The 15,661-nt window shown below is 61.1% G+C and carries 12 protein-coding genes and 3 pseudogenes; 3 read left to right on the top strand and 12 right to left on the bottom strand.

Annotation, left to right across the window (positions count from 1 at the left end):
- Nucleotides 1–967 (bottom strand): annotated as a pseudogene (locus tag JJ869_RS16745) (glutamine-synthetase adenylyltransferase); the annotation flags it as partial.
- 538 nt (nt 968–1,505) lie between these two features.
- On the opposite strand from JJ869_RS16745, the pseudogene JJ869_RS16740 reads away from it, so the two are divergent.
- Nucleotides 1,506–2,126, top strand: a pseudogene (locus JJ869_RS16740) (sulfotransferase family protein).
- A 14-nt stretch (nt 2,127–2,140) separates the two neighbouring features.
- Here JJ869_RS16740 and JJ869_RS16735 read toward each other — a convergent pair.
- Genes JJ869_RS16735 through JJ869_RS16720 form a run of 4 tightly spaced genes read right to left on the bottom strand, consistent with a single transcriptional unit; the run spans nt 2,141 to nt 6,386 of the window.
- Entirely contained in the window at nt 2,141–3,349 is a 1,209-nt protein-coding gene (locus JJ869_RS16735; RefSeq protein ID WP_292268753.1) for a beta-ketoacyl-[acyl-carrier-protein] synthase family protein, read from the bottom strand.
- Nucleotides 3,350–3,355: 6 nt separating this feature from the next.
- Nucleotides 3,356–3,616 carry a phosphopantetheine-binding protein gene (locus JJ869_RS16730; protein WP_292268751.1) on the bottom strand — a complete coding sequence of 87 codons (261 nt, stop codon included), beginning with the start codon at nt 3,614–3,616 and terminating at the stop codon, nt 3,356–3,358.
- Nucleotides 3,617–3,654: 38 nt separating this feature from the next.
- Nucleotides 3,655–4,746: a UDP-3-O-(3-hydroxymyristoyl)glucosamine N-acyltransferase gene (gene lpxD, locus JJ869_RS16725; protein WP_292268749.1), complete on the bottom strand. Its 1,092-nt coding sequence runs from the start codon at nt 4,744–4,746 to the stop codon at nt 3,655–3,657.
- A gap of 29 nt (nt 4,747–4,775) precedes the next feature.
- The gene (locus tag JJ869_RS16720) at nt 4,776–6,386 is read right to left on the bottom strand and encodes a L,D-transpeptidase family protein (RefSeq protein ID WP_292268747.1); all 1,611 of its coding nucleotides are present in this window, start codon (nt 6,384–6,386) and stop codon (nt 4,776–4,778) included.
- A 343-nt stretch (nt 6,387–6,729) separates the two neighbouring features.
- On the opposite strand from JJ869_RS16720, the gene JJ869_RS16715 reads away from it, so the two are divergent.
- Entirely contained in the window at nt 6,730–7,299 is a 570-nt protein-coding gene (locus JJ869_RS16715; RefSeq protein ID WP_292268746.1) for a DUF882 domain-containing protein, read from the top strand.
- Between the two features lie 94 nt (nt 7,300–7,393).
- Here JJ869_RS16715 and JJ869_RS16710 read toward each other — a convergent pair whose 3' ends face one another.
- Both JJ869_RS16710 and JJ869_RS16705 read right to left on the bottom strand, forming a co-directional pair.
- A complete protein-coding gene (locus tag JJ869_RS16710) occupies nt 7,394–9,349 on the bottom strand; it encodes an autotransporter domain-containing protein (RefSeq protein WP_292268745.1) in 1,956 nt (651 codons plus the stop codon).
- 177 nt (nt 9,350–9,526) lie between these two features.
- Entirely contained in the window at nt 9,527–10,894 is a 1,368-nt protein-coding gene (locus JJ869_RS16705) for an aspartate aminotransferase family protein (RefSeq protein ID WP_292268744.1), read from the bottom strand.
- Between the two features lie 127 nt (nt 10,895–11,021).
- On the opposite strand from JJ869_RS16705, the gene JJ869_RS16700 reads away from it, so the two are divergent.
- On the top strand, nt 11,022–12,047 hold the full coding sequence (locus JJ869_RS16700) for a histone deacetylase family protein (protein WP_292268743.1): 1,026 nt from the start codon (nt 11,022–11,024) through the stop codon (nt 12,045–12,047).
- Here the strand turns inward: JJ869_RS16700 and JJ869_RS16695 are convergent.
- The 5 genes and pseudogenes from JJ869_RS16695 to JJ869_RS16675 all read right to left on the bottom strand — a co-directional run.
- On the bottom strand, nt 12,044–12,730 hold the full coding sequence (locus JJ869_RS16695; protein ID WP_292268742.1) for a GNAT family N-acetyltransferase: 687 nt from the start codon (nt 12,728–12,730) through the stop codon (nt 12,044–12,046). The two genes, JJ869_RS16700 and JJ869_RS16695, sit on opposite strands and share 4 nt — an antisense overlap.
- Complete coding sequence (gene menC, locus JJ869_RS16690; RefSeq protein WP_292268741.1) at nt 12,727–13,842, bottom strand: o-succinylbenzoate synthase; 1,116 nt, start codon at nt 13,840–13,842, stop codon at nt 12,727–12,729. Before menC ends, JJ869_RS16695 begins: the two co-directional genes overlap by 4 nt.
- A gap of 68 nt (nt 13,843–13,910) precedes the next feature.
- Nucleotides 13,911–14,597 carry a D-lyxose/D-mannose family sugar isomerase gene (locus tag JJ869_RS16685; protein ID WP_292268739.1) on the bottom strand — a complete coding sequence of 229 codons (687 nt, stop codon included), beginning with the start codon at nt 14,595–14,597 and terminating at the stop codon, nt 13,911–13,913.
- Nucleotides 14,594–15,208 carry a trehalase family glycosidase gene (locus tag JJ869_RS16680; protein ID WP_292268738.1) on the bottom strand — a complete coding sequence of 205 codons (615 nt, stop codon included), beginning with the start codon at nt 15,206–15,208 and terminating at the stop codon, nt 14,594–14,596. Before JJ869_RS16680 ends, JJ869_RS16685 begins: the two co-directional genes overlap by 4 nt.
- A 63-nt stretch (nt 15,209–15,271) precedes the next feature.
- Nucleotides 15,272–15,661: pseudogene (locus tag JJ869_RS16675) on the bottom strand (hypothetical protein); the annotation flags it as partial.

Here is a 15,661-nt window from a genome sequence, read left to right as displayed (position 1 = left end):
CGCGCCCCAGTTTCATGTTGTGCCCCGGCAGCGTGATCGGTCCGGCCAGCCCTTTGTGATCGCGGATCTTGCGCACCATGTCGTGGGCGTCTTCGATGGCCGCGAAATCCAGATGCTTGCGCCAGACAAAGGGCGTCAGTGTCTTGAGGAATGTCTCGCCCGCCGCGATATCGCCCGCACATGCCCGCGCCTTGATATATGCCGCGCGTTCCCATGTCCGGCCAAGGCTTTCGTAATAGCGCTCGGCGGCCTCCATGGCCAGGCAGACCGGCGTGACCGACGGATCGGGGCGCAGCCGCAGATCGGTCCGAAACACGTAGCCCTCGCCCGTCAGATCGCTGAGCATCGCGCACATCTTGCGTGTCGCCCGCACCAGCGCGGATCGCGCCTCGTGGTAGTCGTCTGGATCAAAGCGCGTTTCGTCGAAGAGGCAGATCAGGTCCACGTCCGAGCTGTAGTTCAGCTCTCCCGCGCCCATCTTGCCCATCGCCAGCGCCACCATGCCCCCCGCCAGCTCCGCGTCGTCTTCGGTCTGGCCGGGTAACTTGCCGCGTTTGATCTCGTGCAGGCTGGTGGCCCGCATGGCCAGATGCACCGAAAGATCGGCGAAATCTGTGAGCGCCTGCGTCACGGTTTCCAGCGGCCAGACCGCGGCCAGATCGGCCAGCCCGGTCAGAAGTGCGATGCGCCGTTTGGCTTGGCGGAGCCTTGCGGGTAGCGCGTCGGGCGCGGTGGCCCGCAGGGTGTCATGCTCTTGAAGAAGCGACGCCTCGGGATCGGCAAGCGCAGTTTCGAGCCAGCCGCTTTCCTTTTCGATCAGCGATTTGAGGTAAGGGCTGCACCCGCCCGCCCCATGGATCAGCTTTGCCACATCCCCGGTCGCCCAAGGTGCGGCGGTCAGCGCATCGGCACCCTGTTCGGGCTCGTACGCGTGGGGAAGTCGGGTGATGCGGTCGGAAAAAGTCATGGACCCATGATGGCCACGGGTTTAGGGGAAGTGCAATGGGGCGCGACGGGGGACATACCTCTGCGCCATCCTCGGGTTTGACCCAAGGATCTGTGAGACATGCGGTAACGTCATCCTTGGGCATGACCCGAGGATCTCTCTTGGATGGAGGTCCTCGGGCCAAGCCCGAGGATGACCTCAATATCGGAGCAGAAGCGGCGCCGCCCTTTGGCCTGACCGTACTCTCATTCCACCGGGGCTTCCCCCGTGACCTGTACCCCTGTCGGGGCCTTCTGAAACCGGTTTCTCAGGGTCGGCCCATATGGGCATCTGAGAGAAGATCAGTTCAAATATCGCGGCCTGGGAGTGACCCTTCCCGCTCGATGCGCATCGTGGGCGGGGGTATGCGGTGCCAGACGTTAAGGATTTGGAAAGCCCGCGTGCGTTGGACACGGCTGACGCCGTAAAACAAACCGCAGCGCTACAAAAAACCGTGACAGCCCAAAGAGAGTCATGCAGGGTTTGACCTTAGCGCATAATCATTTGGAGCGGTGCAAACATGGCTTTGGACATAATCGGCGCAGGTTTTGGGCGGACCGGCACGGAGTCGATGAAACGCGCACTCGAAATCCTGGGCTACGGCCCGTGCTACCACATGTACGAGGTCATCCCGAACAAGAACCGTTTCGAGATGTGGCAGGGTATTTACGACGGCACAGTCACGCCGGATTGGGACGCGGTGTTCGACGGATTCAGGGCCACTGTGGATTGGCCGGCGGCCCGCTACTGGCGCGAATTGGCAGCCCATTTTCCCGACGCAAAGACCCTGTTGACCTATCGCGATGCGGAAAGCTGGTACGCCAGTATGGAAAAGACCATTCTTACCTTTCTTCGCGATCCGGAAAAAACCGAAGGCATGGCGCCTCGGCTCCGGAACACTGTTTTTGAAGGAGACGTCTCCGACAAGGACCACGTGATCGCGTTTTAAAATCGGAATGTTGCTGACGTGCAAAGCGCGTTCGGACCGGAGCGTTTGCTGACCTATCAGCTTGGATCGGGTTGGGAACCACTTTGCCGATTTCTCGACATGGACATTCCCGAGGTGCCGTATCCCAGCGGCAATGACAGTGCCAGCTTCCACCAAAAGGACCAAGAGTTGTCAAAAGCACGGAAGGCGTGATCGCGCCTGCCGCCTCAGACCCGCCGCAGCGCCAACACAGAATTCAGACCACCGAAGGCAAAGGCGTTCGACAGGGCCACATCGACCTTCGCCTCGCGCGCCACGTTCGGCACCACGTCCAGCGCACATTCGGGGTCAGGTTCCTCGTAACCGATGGTGGGCGCGATCACCCCGTCGCGCAGGGCCATAATGCAGGCCAGAAGCTCGATCGCGCCGGTGCCACCAATGCAATGCCCGTGCATCGACTTGGTGGACGAGATCATCAGGCGGTCGGCATGTGCCCCGAACACATCCGCCACTGCGGCGCATTCGGTCTTATCGTTGGCAGCGGTGCCGGTGCCGTGGGCGTTGATATAGCCCACGTCCTGAGGGTTCAGCTTGGCATCATGCAGCGCCCCGGCAATGGCGCGTGCGGCGCCGTTCTTGGACGGCATGACGATGTCCGACGCGTCCGAGGTCATGGCAAAGCCCACCACCTCGGCCAGGATCTCGGCCCCGCGTTTGCGGGCGTGTTCGTATTCCTCGAACACGAAAACGCCAGCCCCTTCGCCCTGCACCATGCCGTTGCGGTTGGCGCTGAAGGGGCGGCAGGCGTCCTTGGACATGACGCGCAGCCCTTCCCATGCCTTGACGCCTCCAAAGCACAACATGGATTCCGACCCGCCCGTGATCATCACCGGGGACAGCCCGCCATGCACCATCTGGAACGCCTGAGACATCGCGTGGTTCGACGAGGCGCAGGCGGTGGAGACCGTAAAGCTTGGGCCTTTGAGGTTGAACTCCATCGACACATGGCTTGCCGCGGCGTTGTTCATCAGCTTGGGCACGACAAACGGATGGACCCGGTTCTTGCCCTCTTCGTAAACGCTCCGATAATTGTCATCGAGCGTCGTCATCCCGCCGCCGGAATTGCCGAGGACGACACCAGAGCGCGCCGCCAGTTCGCCGGAAAACTCCAGCCCCGCCTGCGCCAGCGCTTCGCGGGCTGCGAACAGGGTGAATTGGGTGAACCGGTCATAGAGCGACAATTGCTGGCGGTTGAAATGCGCGGTCTCGTCGAAATCATGCACCTGCGCGCCGATCTGGATGGCCAACCGCTCCACATCTCGGAACTGCAAAGCGCTGATCCCGCAGCGCCCCTCCCGCATCGCTTCAAGCGTGTCGGGCACGTTCAGCCCGAGTGCGTTGACGGTGCCCGCCCCGGTGATGACCACGCGCTTCATCGGCGCTCAGTCCATTTGCCGGGCAATCAACCCTTCGACCCCAGCCACAACCGACGCCACCGAAGAGATGTCGAAATCGCTTTTCTCCGGCTCATTCGCGTTGAAGGGCACTTCGATGTCGAACTCTTCTTCCAGCGCGAAGATGCATTCCACGAGGCCCATGCTGTCAATGCCGAGATCCTGCATCGTGTCCGTCACGGCCACATCAGACGGCTCGATCATGGCTTGATCTGCTATGATGCGAATGACCCTGTCTTGCACGCTCATCTGCGTCCCCCGGAGGCTGTTTCGTCTGCGCCCGTGATTTAGTCGCTCGGGTCGGCCTTTGAAACCGATTTCTTGAGGAGGGCGACATCCGCAATCAGGCGCGGCAGACGACGCAATTGTTTGTAGAGCTCAAGCTGCGCGTCCATCTTCATCGCTGGATAGCCGAGCATGACGCGGCCCGACGGCACGTTCGACAGCACCTTGGTGGCCCCGCCGGTGATCACGTTGTCCCCGATGAAGAGGTTGTCGCTGACCCCGGTCTGCCCCCCCAACACCACGTTGTTGCCGATGCGGCTTGACCCGGCGATCCCCACCTGGGCGCAGATCAGGCAGTCATTGCCGATCACCACGTTGTGGCCGATCTGTGCAAGGTTGTCGAACTTGCACCCGTTGCCGACCTGCGTTGCCCGAACGGTACCCCGGTCGATGCAGGAATTGGCCCCCAGCTCCACATCATCCCCGATGACGACGCCGCCCAGCGAATGGATGCGCGCATAGCTTTGCGCGGTCGCCCCCGCCTGATCGCCCAGCGTCTCGCGCACCTTTTCGGCGGCGGAGGGTTCGGGTGTGACGAAGGAGAAGCCATCGGCACCGACGGTTGCGCCGAAATGCGCGATGAAGCGGTCGCCGATGGTGACCCCGTGGCCGATCTTCACTCCCGGATGCAGCAGTGCCCGTTCCCCGATCCGCGTGCCTTGCCCGACAAAGACCTGCGTCCCGATGACGGAGCCCGCGCCGATCTCTGCATCGGCGCCGATGACGGCAAAGGGACCGACAGAGACGTCGTCTGCCAATTTGGCGGTCGGATGGATCAACGCGGTTTCATGCAGACCCGGCGCATAGCCCGCCCCCGCATCCATCATCGCGGACAGGCCCGACATGGCATAGCGGGGTCGCGGAGCCATCAGCGCCGCATCAAGGCCCATCGCCTGCCAATCCGCCCCGTCCCACAGCATCGCGGCCCGCGCGCCTCCCTGAGACAGCTGGTCCGCAAATTCCGGTTTCATCGCAAGGGCCAGATCCGACGCCCGCGCCGAGCCCGGTTCCGCGACGGCGCTTACGTTAAGCGTCGTGTCCCCTTCGGCACGAATGCCAAGAGCGGTCGCAATTTCTGCAATGGTGTAGGGCATGCCTGCCTCCGGCCTGACTGGCCAGAGGTTTAGCTGCGAATTCCGGCGATCTCCACCCCTGCCGCGCTGAGGGCGTTCCAGATGGTGGCATCGCGTCCATAAACGTCGCGACGATACTGCGTGTCGCCCTTAGCGGTTGTGAAGGCGGTGCGGTAGATCAGGTGGACCGGGACAGGTTGATCCAGATTGACCCGCGTTTCCGCACCCGTGCGCAGACGCGACTGGAAAAACCCAACCGGGTCATCGGTCTGACGCGCCAGAAGCGCATAGGCAAAATCATGCGGATCATTCAGACGGACACAGCCGTGGCTGTAGGTGCGAACCTCGCGCGAGAACAGGTTTTTCGCGGGCGTATCATGCAGATAGATATTGTATTTGTTGGGGAACATGAACTTGACCGTGCCCAGCGCGTTCTTAGGCCCCGGCTTCTGCCGCATGGAAAACGGAAAGCTGCGTTCGGTATAGCCGGCAAAGCTTTGCCCCCGGCTGACAACGCGGCCCCGGCTATCGATGATCTCGAGATGTGACACGGCGCCGGAGTTGCTGCGCAGCTTCGGCAGGTATTCCCCGACGATGATGGAGCGTGGCACATACCAGCTTGGGTTGATGACCATGTGATCCATTTCGTCCGAGAATTCGGGCGTCTGGCGGTCGTCATCCTGATGCCCCACGACCGACCGGGTCTCGAATGTCAGTTTGCCGTCATCGAAGATGCGCGCGTTGAAATCCGTCAGGTTGACAAGGATATGACGCTGCCCCAGCCCACCGGGCAGATTGATCCAGCGTTCGCGCTCCATTGCGACGATCACCGATTTCAGCCGATCCTGCGGTGCGGCGTTGATCTCTTCGAGAGTTGCGCCCCCCGCGACACCATCAACGGTCAACCCATGGCTTTCCTGGAAGACGCGCACGGCTTCCGTGATCGACGTGTCATACCGGGCGGTCACGGTACGATCGAGGTATCCCATGGCGATCAGCCGGTCGCGCAGAGCCACGACGCCCGCGCCCGTGTCACCGGGTTCGTATTTGCCGGACGGCACCGTCGCCCCCCAGCCACCATGCGAAATGCTGTGTTCCAGCCGCATCTTGGCTTTCATCAGCCGCGCATATTCCTGCGACTGCGGTGCAAGCGACGCGAGAAATGCGCGCGGCGTCTCGGACAACAAACCTTCCAAATAATAGCTGGTCTCGCGCCGTGGAATTTCGCGTACGATGTGGCTGCTCACCTGACGGGGGTTGTCGATCACGCCTGTCTGAAGATCTCGTGCAAAATCAAGGTACAGATCCGTCAGCGCCACTTCGAGCGATCCGCGGTCAAAGCCGCTGCGCACTGAGGCCATCCGCGACAGAAGCGCTTCGGCGTTGTATTTCGACGTCGGCAAACCGTGGTAATGCGCCATGCTTAGCGCTTCGAGCAGGGCAGTCCGGCGTTCAAGATCGGCCTCCGTGCCGCCGGTCCAGATCGGCTCGAACCCGCGGTCGCGATAGAAAGCGGCGATCTGGTCGTCGCTGGACACGCTTTCGGCCACTGCCTGCTGGAACGCTGTCACCTGGACAGCACCGGCGCTTTGCGGTGCCAGATAGCTTGCTGCCACGAGAGCAATCACAGCTGCGCCGCGCAAGAACGTCCGGTGGATCATCAATCACTACTCCCAAGTCATGCAGTCCAAACGGATTGTTCCGCCTGTTTGTTCCATGCTCTTGCCGCCCATTCGCCGTGTCCATTCACAAAAAGTTTGTTTTTGCGTTTTAAAGGCGACATGCGGCACCGCTGCATCGCCCCGCGCAGGTGTAGCGTAACTTTAACACAGTTGGGCGATTTAAGCAGAATTTTGCCGAAAAACCTTGATCTGGATTTTTTTGGGAACTTTCGGTTTTTTTGAGATTCGGGATGTGTCATAGTCTGCGCACGATAGGCATTCGGCAGGTTCGCGGAACGACGCGGACGACTGGCAAAGTGAAAAACGGGACAGGCACTTTCAAATGACTGACACGAAATCCGGCGGCTTCACGCGCCGTGGTTTGCTGGCCGCCTTCGCGGCTACGACAATCACTGCGGCGCCCACCTTCGCAAATGCAGCAGGGTTCCTGCGCGGCGGGGGGGACATCCGACGGATCAAGATGTATTCCGGTCGTACCGGCGAACGGATCGACATGATCTACTGGATCGAAGGCGACTACATCGGCGATGCCATCAAGGAAGTGCACCATTTCATGCGGGATTGGCGGACGGATGACGTGAAATCCATCGACCTGCGCACCATCGACATCATGGCAGCGGCACATAATCTGCTGGACGTGTCTGAACCCTACATGTTGCTGAGCGGCTATCGCAGCCCGCAGACCAACGCGATGCTGCGGAGCAAGTCCAGCGGCGTTGCACGCAACTCGCTTCATCTCAAGGGTCAGGCGGCAGACCTGCGGCTGAATTCGCGCTCGGTGAATCAGATGTATCGTGCCGCAGCAGCCTGCAAGGCCGGCGGCGTCGGGCGCTATTCCGGATCGAATTTCGTCCACATGGATTGTGGCCCGGTGCGGACCTGGGGCGGATAACACGCTCTTACAGATTGTTACAAATGACAAAAGGCTGCCGATCCGGCAGCCTTTGTTGTTTCGAGTGGACGGGGGCCTGTCGCCCCCTGCCCGATCAGAATGTCATCTTGTACGTCACCGCACCCGTAAAGCCGCGCGATCCATCAAGGCCGATAGAGCTTGTGCCGGTCAGGCTCAGGAACGCGCCCGATCCCATTTCCTTGACCATGGAACCTGAGATGTAGCCCCATGTCTGGTCCGGACGCGGTGCGGATACGCTGCCCAACGTGTCGGCCGTCGGCCCAAGTGACACAACCAGCAGGTCGTCGTTGAAATCATGTTCAATCGAGCCGCGCAGGTTGAACACCACACCATCCATATTGGCAGGTGCGAAGATCGCCGACAGACCTGCGGTCAGGCGCTGGGACTCGTACTCGCTGTCCCCGTAAGACAGGCTTGCGGCACCGTCGGATTCCGTGAACCCGTCGATCGACACCTTTTCCCATGTGTAATGGGCAAACGGGTTCAACCGCACCTGATCATTCAGAGCATAAATGGCGCCGCCGCCAATCCGCGCAAACCGATAACTGCCCGTGGTGTCAGCGGTATAAGTCTCGGTCGCCGGTCCAAGGGTAAAGCTGCGGGTGATGTCATCGACATTGATCCGACCGCCCCCGAAGGCCGCGTTCAGGTAATACTTGGGCGACAGGGCAATCTGCCCGAACACGACGCCGATCATCAGATCACTGTCGAACCCGCCCGCGTTGTCGTCGAAATCGACCTGGCCGTAATCAAGACTGATGCCCGCACCAATGGTGGCGTTGGGTGCCACGGTGATATCTGCACCGGCCTTGAGCACCTTGGTCGACCCTTCAAGACCCGGTGTAACCTGCTGCGCATCGCCTTCGAAGCTGCCGAAGTCGAGGCTTGCGTAGACATCGATCTCGCCCACTTCGCGGCGACGCCGGTTGCCGTCCTCATCGGTGGTGAACAGAACGGTCGGGTTCATGCGGTTTTCGATGGACAGCCCGTGCTGACGCAGCGCGGTCATGGTCGCCACGGAAATCGCACCGGTCTGCGTGGCCGCCTGAAGACCGGCAAAGGCGGCCTCACCGAACAGCTCGTGGGCAGATGTGGTCGGGTGGACACCATCGGCAAAGACGCGTTCTTCGCTGTCGGCGCTGGCGTTGAGGCCCTGCAGACAGCTCAGTGATGTGTCCGGGCAGGCCGGGATCGCAGCGGCATTCGGAGCGGTGAAGCCGTATTTCACCGGGTCAGCCTGAACCGCACCCAAGAGCTTTTGGCTGTCCACGATCACCGCGCGGTCGCCGATGGAGGCCAGCAGAGTGCTGTTGAACGCATTGGTCAGCGCGGTTTGAAGCCCGGCACCTTGCGGGCCCGACGAAATGCCAAAGGGTGTGGTGCCGATATCCGGGATTGTGACAACGATGACCGACTCGGCCCCAGCGGCGCGCACGCGATCCACCAATCCGACGATCTCGGTCGCAGCCTGCGCCATGTTCGCGGCTGCAGCCTCTGGTGCGATGAGGCCACCGCCAACAGCGCCCGCCTGCGCAAACACGTCGTTCGCACCGCCCCAAAGGATGACCAGATCGTTTTCGCCCAAGCTCGGCCGATCCGCCAACAAGCGATCGACCTGTTCCGCCAGCGACCGAGTCGTGATGCCCAAGTCCGGGTTGAACCCAATCCCCTGTGGATCGGTCACTCGGGATCCGCCCTCGGCATAGATCGTGCCGCCCAGCGCAACTTCGCCCTGCCCGGCCAAGGGAACCGCCGAATAGACATTTGGACCAAGGGTCAGACCAAGCTCGCGGCCCAGCACCTCGCCATAGGTCAGTGCCGATCCATCCGGCGCGTTGGTCAAGAACTTGTAGTTGATGACCGGCAGCGCGCCCATGCCACCTGCGATCACAGACTGCGAATAGGCTCCAGCGTCGCTCAGCGAGTCGCCGATGATGAACACATCATCAAACCGAAGCTCTTCAGCGGTGGCGAGGCCCGCAAGCCCTGTCAGCATGGTGCTCGCAAGGGCGAGTGTCTTGAACGTCATAGGTTGTCCTCCCGTCGGCGATTTTATGCCGCTTTTTGCTTTGCCAACTGAACAGAGCGGACATGCCTCAAGTCAACGCCAAACTGCGTTTCCTTTGCGAAATGACGCAAGGTGACGCTGCCTTACCCGTGATCCGGATGCCCCTGACGCAAGATGTCGACAGGGGCATCGACGCGATCAGGCGGCAAGTTCCGCCGCAAACCCGTCGAGGCTTTTCTCAACAGCCGACAGGATTTCGCGGATCTGCGGCGCCTTGATGATCATCGGCGGGCAGAAGGCCATGGCATCGGTCATATTGCGCGAAATGAGGCCGTTCTTGAGGAAATGCGCGCCCATCCCAGCACCCATCTTGCCCGGCGCAAACTCTTCGGCACGGCCTTCGGGTGCGACGATTTCCAGCGCCGCGATAAGTCCAACGCCCCGCGCCTCGCCCACCAGCGGGTGATCCACGAATTTGGCAAGACCAGCCTGCAATTCCGCACCACGCTCTGCGGCGTTTGCTACAAGATCACGCTCTTCAATGATCTTGAGGTTTTCCAATGCCACAGCAGCGCCCACGGGATGCGCACCGCCGGTATAGCCATGACCCAGCACACCAATGCGCCCGGCTTCATCTGCGATGGGGGCATAGACCTCTTCGGTCATCATGAAGGCCGAGAACGGGAAATAGGACGACGTGATCTGTTTCGACATGGTCATGATGTCGGGCTTGATGCCGAAGGTCTCGCAGCCGAACATCTTGCCTGTCCGACCGAAACCGCAGATCACCTCATCGGCGATCAGCAGGATGTCGTATTTGCCCAGAACCGCCTGAATTTTCTCCCAATAGGTCTTGGGCGGGACAACCACACCACCCGCGCCCATCACCGGTTCGGCGATGAAGGCGGCAATCGTGTCCGGCCCTTCAGCCTGGATCATCGCATCGAGGTCTTCGGCGCAGCGGGTGGCGAATTGTTCTTCGCTCTCGCCATCATGCCCTTCGCGCCAGTAATGCGGGCAGGTGGTGTGCAGGATACCGGGCAGCGGCAGGTCGAAGGATTTGTGGTTGTAGGGCAGTCCGGTCATCGAGGCCGAGGCAATCGTCACCCCGTGATAGCCCCGGATGCGCGAGATCACCTTTTTCTTTTCCGGCTTGCCCAGCGCGTTCGAGCGATACCAGAGCATCTTGAGGATCGTGTCATTTGCCTCGGAGCCGGAATTGGTGAAGAACACCTTGCTCATAGGCACCGGGGCCATGCTGACCAGCTTTTCTGCCAGATCAATCGCAGGCCCGTGCGAGCGGTGCGCGAAGTTGTGGTAATAGGGCAGCTTGCTCATCTGGCGGGTCGCGGCATCAATCAAGCGCTGTTCGTTGAACCCGACAGCGACGCTCCAGAGGCCTGACATGCCTTCGATATATTTGTTGCCATGGGTGTCGAACACATGAACACCCTCACCCCGATCCATGATCAGCGGACCATTCTGTTCGTGCACCCGGGGATTGGTGTAGCTGTGGAAGTGGTACGCGATATCGCGGGCTTCGTCGGAATTCGGGCGCAGGTCCATGGGGCACATCTTTCGCAATGTCGGTGAGTCTTGTGCACCAGCTAAAAGGTTCAGGACTGGCGTGGCAAGGGGGCACAGGGCATGCTAGCCCTGACAGATCGCCCCAGACCTACAAGAGAGAGCCAGCATGAGAACCTATTTTGATGAACGGCAACTGGGCCACAAACCCGAGGTCTATTATCGCGGCGGGGCGCCGATGCAGCATCCCGAACAGCCCGAACGCGCCATCCTGATCCGGGATATGCTGCTGGATAACGGGTTTAGTGTCGAAAAACCGCAGGATTTTGGAGTTGGGCCGATCAAGGCGGTGCATGATCCCGCCTATGTCGATTTCTTTGCCGATGCCTATGCACGGTTCCTGGCCGAAGCCCCCGAAGGCGCGATGGGCATTCCGACACGCCACCCAGGCACGCGGCGTGGGCGCTGCCCCAAGGACATCAACGGTGCGATGGGGTGGTGGATGACCGACACCTCGACCCCGCTGACAGAGAACACGTACGAGGCAATCTACTGGTCGGCGCAGACGGCGCTTTCTGCAGCGGCAGACGTGATGGACGGCGCACGCGCGGCTTATGGGCTGAGCCGCCCGCCGGGCCATCATGCGATGACCGATTGTTCCAACGGGTTCTGTTTCTTCAACAACGCCGCCATCGCGGCGCATCACATGCGGGGCACGTGGGACAAGGTCGCGCTTCTGGATGTAGACGTGCATACCGGCAATGGCAGTCTTGATATCTTCTATGACCGCGACGACGTGTACTTCTGTTCGCTGCATCCCGATCCGGCGGTCTATCCCACCTTCTATCTGGGCTACCCCGACGAGACCGGCGAAGGCGCGGGTCTTGGCTTTACCCGCAACGAGGTGCTGAACATGGAAGATGGCGAGGCCGAGGTTCTGGCGGCCCTCGACCGGGGCATCGCCGCCATCGGGGATTTCGGTGCCGAAGCGCTGGTGGTGTCGCTGGGTTTTGACATGGCGGCAGATGATCCGTTGGCAGCGGTCAATGTCTATGCCGAAGGATTTGCCGAAATGGCCCGCCGGATCGCCGCCATGGGGGTGCCGACCGTTCTGATCCAGGAAGGCGGTTATCTTGGTCCATCACTGCGCATTAATGCCGAGGCTTTCCTCACCACGTTCCGCGACAGTCTTTAAGCGGCGCGCGCCAACAGGTAGCGGTTCGCATCGCGGTCGAAACCCGCGATGTGAAAGCCCTTTGCGAAGGCGGCTTCCAAGGCATCGCAGATGCGCAGCCTTTCGGCGAGCGCTTTGGCGGGGTCATCTAGGACAAGACGGGCGAAATCGGCGGGGATCGGAACGGTGTCCACGAAAGTCACCGATCCGCCTACTGGCCGCGTCAGGTCCCAATCGGCCAGCAACCGGTCCGAGGGCATGCCTGCGTTGATCCCCTCCATCGCGCCGTAGTAATCGCGGTAGTAGGTGTTGGACGTTGCCCCCAGCCGGTGGATGTTCAGCACCGCATTGGCGCGCCGCGCCGGATCAAAAGTCCAACGCACGCAGGTGATGCCGCGCTCAAGGCACCAGTCTTTCTGATAGAGTTTCATGCGCACGCCCAATCCCTGCCCCTGCGCATCGGGATGCACTCCCAGACGGTGCGAATGCTGCGCGGTGGGATCGCTGGTGGGAAAGGCAAAGAGGAAGGCCAGCATCCGGTCGCCGTCAAACGCGCCCGCGACCAGCCCACCCTCGTGCTGGATCGCCATCATCAGGTCTGCATTGTCTGCAGGATCGTCTTTGCCCCAGACGCTCCGCTGGAAATCCTCAGCCGCCTTCATCTCGGCGAGCGAGGCAAGGTCGCGCAGAACGAGGCCGGTCATGCCGTCCAGACCTCGACCAGTTCTGACACCGTCTCAAGGTAATCCATATCGAGCGTCACGCCGATCCCCGGCCCCGGCGGCACGGGCATCAGGCCACCCGTCGCCTCGAGCGGTTCGTTCACGATGTCCCGCGCGAAATAGCGGCTGGCGCTGGAGGTGTCGCCCGGTTTGGTGAAGTTCGGCATGGTGGCGAGGTGGATGTTATGCGCCCGCCCCACCCCGCTTTCGAGCATGCCACCACACCAGACAGGCGCACCAAACGCGGCGCAGACATCATGGACCCTGCGCGCCTCGGCAATGCCGCCGACGCGGCCCACCTTGATGTTGATCACCCGCGCAGCATTCATCTGAAGTGCGATCCGCGCATCCTTGGCACTTCGGATGCTTTCATCCAGACAGATCGCGGTTTGCAGCGCCGACTGGACCTGCGCATGGTCAAGGATGTCGTCATAGGCCAAGGGTTGTTCGATATAGTCGAGGTGGAACGCATCCATCGAACGCAGCGTGGCAAGGTCCGTCAGAGTGTAATCGGTATTGGCATCCACCGTCAGTTTGATGTCGGGAAACGTTTCGCGGACGCCTTCCAGGAGTCCCAAATCATGCCCCTGTTTGATTTTCAGCTTGGTGCGCCGATAGCAATGCGCCTGCGCCTCGGCGATCCGGTCGAGCGTCTTGTCGAGTGGCGCGATGCCAAGGCTCACCCCTACTTCGATCTTGTCGCGGACACCGCCAATGAGGTGGCACAGAGGTAGGTCCAAAGACCGCGCCCAAAGGTCCCAGACCGCCATTTCCGCCACTGCCTTGGCCATCCGGTTGCCACGCCACGGGGCCAGCAGCGGGTCGATGTCGGAAGGGTTGGCGATGCGCATCCCCACCAGCTTTGGCAAAATGGCGCTGCGCAACAGGTCAAGCGCGCCAGCGGTGGTTTCCTCGAGCCAATCCGGCAGCGGGTCCATCACCGCTTCGGCGATCCCGGTGATGCCATCGCTTTGCAGAATAAGAAGCGGAAAGGTCTTGTGCGTCATCGTCCCGGTGGAGATGACAAACGGGTTCAGAAGCGGCAGATTCACAAGGCGCAATTCGGCCCTGTCGATAGTGAAGGCATGGGTCATGCGTCGGTGATAAGACAGACGGTCCTATGGCGCAATCGCCGACACGCTTGGCGACCCATATTTGCGGTTCAGCCCAGCCAGGACCGGTAATCGCTGACCAGCAGGTGCTTCGGGGCCTCGTCCTCTTCGACATTGGCGAAGCGTCCAATCGGTTCGCGGAAGATGTTGTCGGTCTCGTCGTCGTTGACCGTCGACACCTCTCCGATCAGAACATCGCCGCCTTCGCCCCAGAACGCATGCCAGTCACCGGGCCGCAGCGTGACGCTTTCGCCCGGAGCCAAGCATAGCTTTTCGCCGGGGCGGTATTCGTGGCGGATGCCATCAAGCCAGACCGTGCCGCCCTTGTCCTCGGCAAAGTTTCCGTTGTCGTCGGAGCCGAAAAGCTCCACCACCAGCGTGGCACCGCCACGATTGATGATATCCTCGGCCTTCAATGCATGGGTATGCATCGGGCTGAGCTGATCCTGCCGGGAAATCAGCAGCTTTTCTGCATAGCACATGCCGCCACCACGTTGCAGATCGGCGAGCAGACCATTGCGCAAGGTGAACAGGAACAGACCGAGTTCGTCATAACGACCGGCCCCGTAATCGGTGATGTCCCAACCGCAGCGCGCGTCGATCACGTGCCGCGCGTCGTCCTTTCGGGCCTTGAACTCTTCCGGCGTCCAATAGGCAAAGGGCGGAAGGGTAAAGCCGAATTCATGGATCATGTCGCCCGCGGCGCTCATGATTTCATTGATACGCGACCTTTTCATGCGGCAACCTCGCACGTGCTGAAGATTTCGATCACCATGGCAGCGGTCCATGTGAAATGCGCACCACCGCAGGGTTCGGCGGTGATGGGATGGTGATACTCAGCAAAGCCGCTCTTTTCAATCAGGCGAACAGAATCCGCCAGAATCCTTTCAGCCATCGCCACTTCCCCCGCGCGTTCGAGGCCGTCAGCGATCATGTAGTTCACGATCAGCCACACCGGTCCCCGCCAATACCGCAGGCCATCGAACTCGGGCGCGGTCGGGTCGTGATTGGCGACAAGGTAGTTGCAGGCTTTGGCCAGCTTCTCGATGCGGGTGGCAAGCGCGGCCGCGCGCTCTTTGGGGATTGGCGCAAAAGCCGCAAGAATGCCCCCGATCGAGGCACTGTCGACGGGTCTGCCCACGGCGCGGTCATAGCACTGATACTGACCAAGCGCATCGCTCCAGAGGCTGTCCATCGCAGCAATTCCCTTGTCCGCCATAGCGCGCGCCTCGGAGGCGATGTCGGACATGCCAAGCCGACCGGCCAAATCTGCCACATCCTGACAGGACCGGATCAGGATCGCATTAAACCCCGGATCCACAATCCGGAACGGCGAGGCATCGTGCAATCTGGTGTTGTCCCAGCGCAGACTCCGGAAGGTCTGCACAAGCCAGATATAGCGTTTGTATTGCTAATCCGTCGGGCGGTGTGCCGGGTTGGCATGCGAGGTGTCGCGCCGGACAAAATCGCCCACGCCATCGGTCGGCACACGTTCGAATGCATCGTCCCAGTCGACAGAATTGTCGCGACCGGATTCCCACGGGTGCAGCAGCGCGATCAACCCGGTGCCCTGCGGGTCGCGGCACCGATAGAACCACTGATGCCACGCATGGATCTTGGGCAAAAGCGCCTTTGCTTTCTGTGTTGCCAATGCCTTGTCGGTCGCCCGGTCATGGATACGACGCACGGCAAACCCTGCAACCGGCGGCTGCGTGATGCCCGAGGTCGGCACCGGGCGTCCGGTGCCCCAGACATCAGGCCCCGGAAAATAGCCGTCATCTTCCTCGTGGAAGATGATATG

It is taken from the genome of Marivita sp., assembly GCF_017643905.1.
In the GTDB taxonomy this organism is placed as follows: Bacteria; Pseudomonadota; Alphaproteobacteria; order Rhodobacterales; family Rhodobacteraceae; genus Marivita.
The sequence above is the reverse complement of the archived record's forward strand: the minus strand, read 5'-3'. Positions and strand labels throughout refer to the sequence as shown.

Bases quoted from the DNA above. Each gene is read 5' to 3' on its own strand.
- JJ869_RS16695 (WP_292268742.1), bottom strand. From the start codon at position 12,730: ATGACCGGCCTCGTTCTGCGCGACCTTGCCTCGCTCGCCGAGATGAAG.
- JJ869_RS16735 (WP_292268753.1), bottom strand. From the start codon at position 3,349: ATGAAGCGCGTGGTCATCACCGGGGCGGGCACCGTCAACGCACTCGGG.
- JJ869_RS16705 (WP_292268744.1), bottom strand. From the start codon at position 10,894: ATGGACCTGCGCCCGAATTCCGACGAAGCCCGCGATATCGCGTACCAC.
- lpxD (WP_292268749.1), bottom strand. From the start codon at position 4,746: ATGCCCTACACCATTGCAGAAATTGCGACCGCTCTTGGCATTCGTGCC.
- JJ869_RS16710 (WP_292268745.1), bottom strand. From the start codon at position 9,349: ATGACGTTCAAGACACTCGCCCTTGCGAGCACCATGCTGACAGGGCTT.
- JJ869_RS16715 (WP_292268746.1), top strand. From the start codon at position 6,730: ATGACTGACACGAAATCCGGCGGCTTCACGCGCCGTGGTTTGCTGGCC.
- menC (WP_292268741.1), bottom strand. From the start codon at position 13,842: ATGACCCATGCCTTCACTATCGACAGGGCCGAATTGCGCCTTGTGAAT.
- JJ869_RS16685 (WP_292268739.1), bottom strand. From the start codon at position 14,597: ATGAAAAGGTCGCGTATCAATGAAATCATGAGCGCCGCGGGCGACATG.
- JJ869_RS16730 (WP_292268751.1), bottom strand. From the start codon at position 3,616: ATGAGCGTGCAAGACAGGGTCATTCGCATCATAGCAGATCAAGCCATG.
- JJ869_RS16700 (WP_292268743.1), top strand. From the start codon at position 11,022: ATGAGAACCTATTTTGATGAACGGCAACTGGGCCACAAACCCGAGGTC.
- JJ869_RS16720 (WP_292268747.1), bottom strand. From the start codon at position 6,386: ATGATCCACCGGACGTTCTTGCGCGGCGCAGCTGTGATTGCTCTCGTG.